This window comes from Streptomyces sp. NPDC090022, assembly GCF_044748145.1.
In the GTDB taxonomy this organism is placed as follows: domain Bacteria; phylum Actinomycetota; class Actinomycetes; order Streptomycetales; family Streptomycetaceae; genus Streptomyces.
On the sequence record NZ_JBIVFN010000050.1, the window covers coordinates 1 to 8,281 of the forward strand.

Here is an 8,281-nt window from a genome sequence, read left to right on the forward strand (position 1 = left end):
CGTCGAGCTGCTGTCCCATCGGCAATCGGAATGCGGGAGAACATGAACGTTTGGTTTGTTACCGGTGCATCGCGCGGGCTCGGCGCGGAGATCACGCGTGAGGCTCTGGACCGAGGGCACAGCGTGGTCGCCACGGCGCGGGACGTGTCCGCCCTGCACGAGGCGTACCCGCAGAAGCCGGACCGCTTGCTGGCGGTGCGGGCGGACGTGACCGAACCGGAGCAGCTGGCGGCCGCGGTGGAGGCCGGCCTGGCGGAGTTCGGCCGGATCGACGTCGTGGCCAACAACGCCGGTTACGGCCTCGTGGGCGCGGTCGAGGAGACCTCCGACAAGGCTGCCCGCGACCTGTTCGACGTCAACGTGTTCGGCGTGCTCAACACGTTGCGGGCGACGCTGCCGACCTTGCGGTCCCAACGCTCCGGACACGTGGTGAACATCAGCTCCGTGGGCGGCTTCGCCACCGCTCCGGCGGTGGGCCTGTACGGCGCGTCGAAATTCGCCCTCGAGGGCATCTCCGAGGCGCTGCACGGCGAACTGGCGCCGCTCGGTGTGCACGTCACGATCGTCGAACCCGGCGGTTTCCGCACCGGCTTCCTGGGCAGCTCCAGCATCCGGGTCGAGCCGGCCGCCATCGCCGACTACGCCGCCGGCGCGGGACCGGTGCGCGAGGCACTGGCGGTGAACGACGGCCGCCAGCCGGGCGATCCGGCGAAGGCGGCCAGAGCCATCGTGGACGTCACGGAGGTCACCGAGCCGCCGCTGCGCCTCCAGCTGGGCGCGGACGCGGTCGAGCGCGTCGAGGCGAAGCTGGACCTGGTACGGCGTGAACTCGACCAATGGCGCCACGTGGCCCTCTCGACCGCCATCTGAGTGCTTGTCCGCCGGCCCGGCCACCCGCCCCGCCGGACCCGGCCGCCGGCTCGGCCGCGCTCTCCTGACCGGGTGATCCCACCGGGGTCTCAAGATCACCAGGGATCGCGCGGACCCTATGATCTGTGCATGATCGAGGGACAGTTGGTACGGCTGCGCGCACTCCGTGCGCAGGACGCGGGGGGGCCATCACCTTCGCTGGCGCAACGATCCGGAGGTGGTCCACTGGGCCACCGGAGGCGACCCGTGCTTCGGCCCGGTCACGGCGGAGGGCGTCGAGATCGCGTTCGAGACGTTGCTGCGGCTGAACCCGAGGGAGTCGGCCGTCTTCACGGTCGAGGACCTGGCCGACGGCGCCGTGATCGGCATGGCGGACTACCGCGACCTGGATCCGTTCGCCGGGGTGGCCACGGTCGGCGTCACCATCGGCGAGCGGGACCGCTGGGGCCGTGGACATGGCTCCGATGCGCTGCGACTGCTGGCGGGACACCTGTTCGGGGCGTCCGGGCTGCACCGGATCGAGCTCGACACCTGGAGCGGCAACGAGCGGGCCGTCCGCGCCTTCACCAAGGCGGGCTTCCGCGAGGAGGGCCGACGCCGGTCCACCGTGCTGGTGGCGGGCGAGCGCTACGACAGCGTGCTGTTCGGGATGCTGCGTGAGGAATGGCAGCCGGACACCACGCGCTGAACCTCCGCCCGCTCGGTGCACCTGTGGTGCACCGGGATGCGGGGTCCTGACACCGTCACGGCACGGGGGGGGTGGCCGGGCGCGTGGCGCGGTCCCGTCACCGCCTGCGCGTGGCCGATCGGCGATAGGGTGCCGCCGTGTCCGAGCATCCGCGCCACCTCGTCGGTTACGGCGCCGAACCACCGCACGCCGGCTGGCCGGGCGGCGCCCGCGTCGCCGTCAGTCTCGTCCTCAATTACGAGGAGGGCGGCGAGCGGAACGTCCTGGAGGGCGACCCCGCCTCTGAGGGGTTCCTGCACGAGCTCGTCGGCGCACCGCCCGTGCTCGGCGGGCGGGATCTGAACGTCGAGTCGATGTTCGCGTACGGTTCGCGCGCCGGCTTCTGGCGCGTCCACCGCACGCTCACGGCGCACGCCGCCCGGTCACCGTCCACGCCGTGGCGCAGGCGCTCGAACGCAACCCGGAGGCGGCGCGGGCGATGGGCGCCGCCGGCTGGGAGGTGGCCGGCCACGGCAGGCGCTGGATCGACTACCGCCATGTGCCCGAGGACACCGAGCGCGACGACGTCCGGCGTTCGGTCGACACGATCCAACGACTCGTGGGCCGGCGGCCCGTGGGCTGGTACACGGGCCGGACGAGCCCGAACACGCGGCGCCTGGTCGTGGAGGAGGGCGGCTTCCTCTACGACTCCGACGACTACTCCGACGACCTGCCGTTCTACGTCGAAGCGGCCGGTTGTCCGCACCTCGTGGTGCCGTACAGCCTCGATGTGAACGACTTCAAGTTCCTGATCGTCCACGGGTTCACGACCGCGGACGACATGCGCACGTACCTCATCGACACGTTCGACACCCTGCACGCGGAGGGCGTCGACCGTCCCCGCATGATGAGCGTCGGCATGCACGGCCGGATCATCGGGCACCCCGGCCGGATCCGGGCGATCGACGGGTTCCTGCAACACGTCGCGCGGCGCGGCGGGGCGTGGCTCGCCACGCGCGAGCAGATCGCGCGTCACTGGCTCGCCACGCACCCGCCGCTGCCCCGCTGACGTGTGCCCGGCCCCGGCCGGGGTGGCCTCAGGCGGCGGGTTCGATGCCCCAGGCGGTGGCCCGGGCCGCGGCGGCCGCACGGTTGGGGAGGTCGAGCTTGGCGAGGATGTGCTCGATATGGGTGCCCACGGTGCGCGGCGCGATGTACAGCCGCTCCGCGATCTCCCGGTTGGTGCGGCCGGCGGTGAGCTCCGCCAGTACCTGGAGCTCCCGCGGCGAGAGCCCGCCGGGCGGGGCGGCGGCCGTGGCTTCCTCGGGCGACGGGCCCGCGGTCCGGTCGACCGTCGCGGCCAGGGCCTCGGTGAGGAGGGTGACCACGGCGCGCGCCGGATCGGGCGTGCGCCGCGGCCGCTGGACGCTGACGTTCAGCATGCCGACGTACCGGCCGTCGGCGGCGAACAGGCACTGGGCTACCCCGTCCTCGATGCCGAGGGGGCGCAGCACGTCCTGGAAGCCCGGGGAGGCCGCCAGGAGTTCCCGGGGAACGTCCCTGAGCCAGAGGCCGCCTCGGGCCGGGCTGCGGAGCACGGCGAACACCGGGTCGTGGTGGAGGCGGCTCTCGATGTAGGCCGTGGCGTCGTCCGGGTAGCTCCCGGCCAGGGTGGTGTGACGCCCGCGCAGCGGATCCCAGCGGGCCAGCGAGGCGTGGTCGTACTCCATCACCTCCGCCAGCGCCGACAGGACCGTGTCGACGCCGGTCGCCCCGCTCGTGGCGCTCCTGGCGGCCTCGCGCACGTGGACGGCCGCGTCCAGGATGTCCGTCGTGCTCCGCTGCGCTGCCATCATCCAAGAATGATCATGTATCTGGCATACGTCAATCGCGCTGGGTGTCGCGCAGGGCGTCGTGCACGACCTGACCGCCCATCACGGTGAGGACGACCGGCATCTTGGGGATGTCGTGGGGGTCGGCGGCGAGCAGGTCCCCGTCGAGCACGCAGAGGTCGGCGGCCTTGCCCGGCTCCAGGGAGCCCTTCCAGTCGTCGGCGAAGTCCTGCCACGCCGCGTCGATCGTGTAGGTGCGGATCGCCTCGGCCAGGCCTATGCGCTGCTCGGGGCCGCTGACCCGGCCGGCCGCCTTCGACTCGCGCAGCATCATCGTGGCGACGCCCTGGCGCCAGTCCGGGTACGTGACGGGCGCGTCGGACCCGCTCGCGACGCGCACGCCGGCGTCGATGGCATCACGGTAGGGCCATGCGTACGCGGCCCGTTCGGCGCCGACGAACGCCTCCTCCATGTCGGCGACGGTCCACTTGATCGTGGGGTTCATGTTGACCCCGAAATCGTGTGCGGCCAGCACCTTCATGCTGTGGGCGGTGAGGAAGTCGCCGTGGATGACGTAGTGGCGGGCGTCGGAGCGCGGGTGGTCGGCCGCGGCCGCGGCGAAGGCGTCCGCGACGGTGTCGATGGCACGGTCGCCCGTGACGTGGACGCCGAGTTGGTGTCCGGCGGCGTGGGCGTGCCGGATCATGGCGTCGATCTCGGCGATCCGCTCGGCGTCGCTCTCGCCGCCGACGCAGAGGGAGCCGCAGCCGCCGCCGGTGTACGGCTGGTGCATCCAGGCCGTCTTGTTGGGGACGATGCCGTCGGCGAAGATCTTGACCCCGTGGATCGCCAGGCGCCGCGGATCCGCCTCCTGCCCCTGCCCATCGGGGGCGCCGGGGTCGGTGAGGGCGGTGAGGGTACGGGCGAACTCCTCGGCGGTGCCCGCCATACCGGTCGGCAGGAGCAGGACGCCGACGCGGGCGGTCAGTTCGCCGTCGGCCAGCAGCCGCCGGTACACGTCGAGGGTCTCGGCGCCCAGCGCACCCCGCATGATGCCGTCGCCGCCGGGACCGAGCCCGGGCTCGGTGTAGCTGGTGATGCCGAGTTCGGCGAGCGCGGCGAGGGCCGCCCTGATCGCGTCGGTCCGTTCCTGCCGGGTCAGCGGCGGCAGTGCGTTCTGGACGAGGGCCTGGGCACCTTCGTGGAGCAGTCCGGTCGGCTCCCCGGTCTCGTCGACGACGATGGCGCCGCCGGGCGGCGCGACGGTGCGCCGGTCGATCCCCATGAGCTCCAGCGCCTTGGAGTTGACCCAGGTGGCATGCCCGGAGAAGGAGTACAGGACGACCGCGTGGTCCGGGCTGACGGCATCGAGGTCGTGCCGCGAGGGCTGCCGCGCGGGATCGTGGACGCACTCCTCGAGGTAGCCGGTGTCCCAGCCGTGTCCCGTGATCCACTGTCCCTCCGGAACCCGCCCGACGGCCTCCCGTACGGCTTCGGCCACGTCGGCGAGGCTGGAGACGGCGGGGTGGCCGAGGTCGAGGGAGAGCGGCGGCGTCGCCATACCGAAGGCGCATCCGTGCAGATGGGAATCGTTGATACCGGGAAGCAGCGTCGCCCCCTTCAGGTCGACGACGCGGGTACGGGGCCCGACCAGCGGCTCGACGTCCTCGCGCCCGCCGACGGCGCTGATGACCCCACCGGTCACCGCCAGGGCCGAGGCGACGGAGAACTCCGCGTCGACCGTGACCACTCGGCCACCGAGAAACACCAGGTCAGCATGTACGTCCACAGGGGGTCCTTTCGAAGACCGGGCGCGCCGCGGCGGCCCGTAAACGATCTCCCGAGGACTATGGCCGCGCTCTCGCCTCCCGCACATCGGTCATCCCACCGATGGCGTGCGGAGCGGGCGCCAGGCGGGATGTGCGTGCCCTAGACGGACAGCCCGGGAATACACGCTCGGTCATACCGAAGGATCCCGGGCAGCGGAGCGGTGCCGCACCCGGTTCGAACCATGTCGCGCTCAACGGTTCGCTCGGGCAGGTGAACTTTTCCGCGACCGGAGGCCACCGGCTTGCTTCATCCGGACGTCTCGCGCGCACGGGATAGACCACTGCCGCCATCCGGCCCTTCCCTCCGTCCGCGGTGCGGCCCGCGGTCAGGCCACCGGCCGGATCCGGTCGCCGGTCGCCCGGCGCAGGGCGGTCTCCAGGCGGTCCCGGACCGCGGTCTGGGCGGCGATGCGCTCGTCGAGGACCGCCAGCCTTTCCACGGCCACCTGGATGCCCTTGTCCGACGGCGGCGCAGCGGTCACGTCCGCGTCGAGGCACGGCAGGAAGACCCGTACGTCGTCCAGGACGAGCCCGGCGGCCAGGAGGCGGCGGATGTTGCGGACCCGGACCACCGCCCGCTCGTCGTAGACCCGGTACCCGTTGGGGGCCCGCTCCGAGGAGATCAACCCCGCCTGCTCGTAATGCCGCAGCGCACGGGCGCTCGCCCCACTCGCCCTCGCCAGCTCACCGATCCGCATCCGCTCCGCCCTCCCGGGCACCACTCCTATCACGCCACGACCGCCCCGCCGTCGACGGGGAGGACGACGCCGGTGACGAACGACGCGGCCGGTGCGGCGAGCTGGGTGATCGCCCAGGCCACCTCCTCCGGGCGGCCGATCCGGCCCAGCGGGGTGTGCGCCACCTGCCACTCCCGCACCGCGGCCATCCGTTCAGGTGTCAGGCCCTGGTGCTCGCCGATGGGGGTGTCGATCGCGCCCGGTGCGACCGCCACCACCCGGACCCCGTGAGGTGCCAGCTCGACCGCCCAGCTGCGCGTCAGCGTCTCCAGGGCGGTCTTGGTCGCCGCGTAGACGGAGCTGCCCGGCCAGGCCCGCTGCCCCACCGACGTACTCACGTTGACGATCACTCCGCCGGACGCCGTCAAGGACGGCAACGCGGCCTGGGCCAGCAGGATGGGCGCGGTCAGGTTGGTGGCGATCTGCGACGCGATCGGCTCCGGCCCGAGACTGCCGAACGCGCCGCTGTGCACCACGCCGGCGTTGTTGACCAGCACGTCCAACCGGCCGTACGTCTCCAGCGCGGTCCGGACGATCAGTTCGGGACCGCCGGCGGCGGTGATGTCGGCGATCAGCGGGGTGATCCGGTCGTGCCCGGCGGCGGTCTCGGCGAGTGGTTCGGCCCGTCGGCCGACGGCGATGACGTGGGCGCCCTCGGCGGCGAAGGCGCGGGCGGTGGCCCGGCCGATCCCGGTGCCGGCTCCGGTGACGGCGACGATCCTCATGCCCTGGGGTGTGGTGCTGCTGTCCATGCCGGTCATCCTTCAACCCTGCCGCCGGTGGCAAGGTCAAGCGGCGGCTGCCGGCGCACGCGAAAGTGCGCACCCGTCCTGCCGGCACACCCGTCCTGCCGGCGCACCCGCCCGCCGGCCCATCGGTGATCGCCTCCGCGCGCCCTCGCGGTGGTCCGCCGCGGACCTGATGAGGTCGCCGCGGTGGCGTGTCAGCGGGCGCGCTTACGATCGCGCCCATGAACGTGGATGATCTTGCGTGGCAGGCGGGCAACTACGGCGGTATTCCTCCGCGAGGAGTGACGTCACTGTTGGAGCACGGTCATCTGGACCTGGTGATCCGGGCGGCGGCGGAGCGCGGCGAGTGGTTCTGCGCCACGGGTTCGGTGGCGGAGTTGTGCCGGACAGGGCGGTTCGAGCGGGCCCTGGAGGTGATGGAGCCGTTCGTCGCGACCGGGTGGCCCGCCGCCGCGTGGGAGAAGGCCGGCATCCTGCTCCGGGCGGGCCGGTCGCGGGCAGCGCTGGCGCTGGTGCGTCCGGCCGAAGCCGGCCGGGCCTCGAAGGCCGACTGTCATGACTTCGCCGGGTTGCTCGTGCGGGCGGGGTACGTCGACGAGGCCATCGACCTGCTCGTCCCCCTCGTCGACGGATGGTGGACCCTGTCCGTCCTGGTGGAGATCACCGAGGGCCAGGGCCGTGACGAGCGCGTGCTGGAGCTGATCGCCCCGCACGCCGAGAGCGCGCGCCGGGCGGCCGGGACCGAGAACCGGTGGAGCCACCCCTTCGCCGACGCGCAGGAACTCCAGGCCCAGGTGCTGGAGCGGGCCGGCCGTGCCGAGGAGGCGATCCGTATCCTCGGCCGGGACATCTCCGGACGCCTCTACCTCACGCAGAACACCCTCACCGCATACGCCGGGCTCCTGGCACGTCACGGCCGGCTCGACGCGCTGCGCGAGCTGGCCACGGGGCAGCACGCGCACACCGTCCTGGACGTCTACGCCGGTGCCCTTCGGGACGGTGGCCGGGCCGGGGAAGCCGAAGCGGTGATGCGCGACGCCATCGCCGCCGACGACTGGGTCGGATACCGTGCCTGGCTCTCCTCGGCACTGCTCCGCGACGGCCGGCTGGACGACGCGATCGCCGTGGCCGAACCCGGCTTCGGCTGGTACGACTGTTCCAACCTCCTGGTACCGCTCGTGTACGCGCTGCTCGATCGCCCCGAGGAACTGCTCCGCCTCGTGGAGCACCCCAGTGTCGTGCGCCACCACGGCCACGAGGAGTTCCAGCACGGGTGGCGGGCCTCGGCCCTGGCCGCCCTCGGCCGCCTCGACGAGGCGATCGCCCTGGCCGAAGCGCATCCGGACTCCTGGACCGACCCGCGGATCTTCAAGGCCGGCCTCTTCACCGCCGCCGGCCGCCTCGACGACGCCGCCGCCGAACTGCGGGCGGTCGGCACGATCAAGGCACGCGAGGAGCTCTGCGAGGTCCTGGTCCGCCAGGGGCGGGCGGCCGAGGCGATCGCCGTCCACCCCACGGTGGCCGAACAGCGGGCCGCCCAGCAGCAGCGCGAACCCGCCCCCGTGGACGGGAACGGGTACGCCCTGGAACCACCCTT

The 8,281-nt window shown here is 72.7% G+C and carries 8 protein-coding genes; 4 read left to right on the forward strand and 4 right to left on the reverse strand.

Annotated features, from left to right (window positions below; translation table 11 throughout):
• Positions 1–42: 42 nt before the first annotated feature.
• The 3 genes from ACIPXB_RS36920 (at position 43) to ACIPXB_RS36930 (ending at position 2,606) form a co-directional block, all read left to right on the forward strand.
• On the forward strand, positions 43–870 hold the full coding sequence (locus ACIPXB_RS36920) for an oxidoreductase (RefSeq protein ID WP_401457367.1): 828 nt from the start codon (positions 43–45) through the stop codon (positions 868–870).
• A 217-nt stretch (positions 871–1,087) separates the two neighbouring features.
• A complete protein-coding gene (locus tag ACIPXB_RS36925) occupies positions 1,088–1,558 on the forward strand; it encodes a GNAT family N-acetyltransferase (protein WP_401457369.1) in 471 nt (156 codons plus the stop codon).
• A gap of 436 nt (positions 1,559–1,994) precedes the next feature.
• Positions 1,995–2,606 carry a polysaccharide deacetylase family protein gene (locus ACIPXB_RS36930; RefSeq protein WP_401457370.1) on the forward strand — a complete coding sequence of 204 codons (612 nt, stop codon included), beginning with the start codon at positions 1,995–1,997 and terminating at the stop codon, positions 2,604–2,606.
• A gap of 28 nt (positions 2,607–2,634) precedes the next feature.
• Here ACIPXB_RS36930 and ACIPXB_RS36935 read toward each other — a convergent pair whose 3' ends face one another.
• The 4 genes from ACIPXB_RS36935 to ACIPXB_RS36950 all read right to left on the reverse strand — a co-directional run bounded on the left by ACIPXB_RS36935 (position 2,635) and on the right by ACIPXB_RS36950 (position 6,696).
• A complete protein-coding gene (locus ACIPXB_RS36935; RefSeq protein WP_401457371.1) occupies positions 2,635–3,390 on the reverse strand; it encodes a LuxR C-terminal-related transcriptional regulator in 756 nt (251 codons plus the stop codon).
• A 31-nt stretch (positions 3,391–3,421) separates the two neighbouring features.
• Positions 3,422–5,158 carry an amidohydrolase gene (locus ACIPXB_RS36940; RefSeq protein ID WP_401457373.1) on the reverse strand — a complete coding sequence of 579 codons (1,737 nt, stop codon included), beginning with the start codon at positions 5,156–5,158 and terminating at the stop codon, positions 3,422–3,424.
• Positions 5,159–5,524: 366 nt separating this feature from the next.
• Positions 5,525–5,896, reverse strand: coding sequence for a MerR family transcriptional regulator (locus ACIPXB_RS36945; protein ID WP_401457377.1), 372 nt, complete (start codon positions 5,894–5,896; stop codon positions 5,525–5,527).
• Positions 5,897–5,925: 29 nt separating this feature from the next.
• Positions 5,926–6,696: an SDR family NAD(P)-dependent oxidoreductase gene (locus ACIPXB_RS36950; RefSeq protein ID WP_401457375.1), complete on the reverse strand. Its 771-nt coding sequence runs from the start codon at positions 6,694–6,696 to the stop codon at positions 5,926–5,928.
• A 209-nt stretch (positions 6,697–6,905) separates the two neighbouring features.
• On the opposite strand from ACIPXB_RS36950, the gene ACIPXB_RS36955 reads away from it, so the two are divergent.
• A partial coding sequence (locus tag ACIPXB_RS36955; protein WP_401457376.1) for a hypothetical protein occupies positions 6,906–8,281 on the forward strand: 1,376 nt, incomplete at its 3' end.

Excerpts from the sequence above, each read along its gene's own strand:
- ACIPXB_RS36920 (WP_401457367.1), top strand. The coding sequence starts at position 43 with ATGAACGTTTGGTTTGTTACCGGTGCATCGCGCGGGCTCGGCGCGGAG.
- ACIPXB_RS36935 (WP_401457371.1), bottom strand. The coding sequence starts at position 3,390 with ATGGCAGCGCAGCGGAGCACGACGGACATCCTGGACGCGGCCGTCCAC.
- ACIPXB_RS36945 (WP_401457377.1), bottom strand. The coding sequence starts at position 5,896 with ATGCGGATCGGTGAGCTGGCGAGGGCGAGTGGGGCGAGCGCCCGTGCG.
- ACIPXB_RS36950 (WP_401457375.1), bottom strand. The coding sequence starts at position 6,696 with ATGACCGGCATGGACAGCAGCACCACACCCCAGGGCATGAGGATCGTC.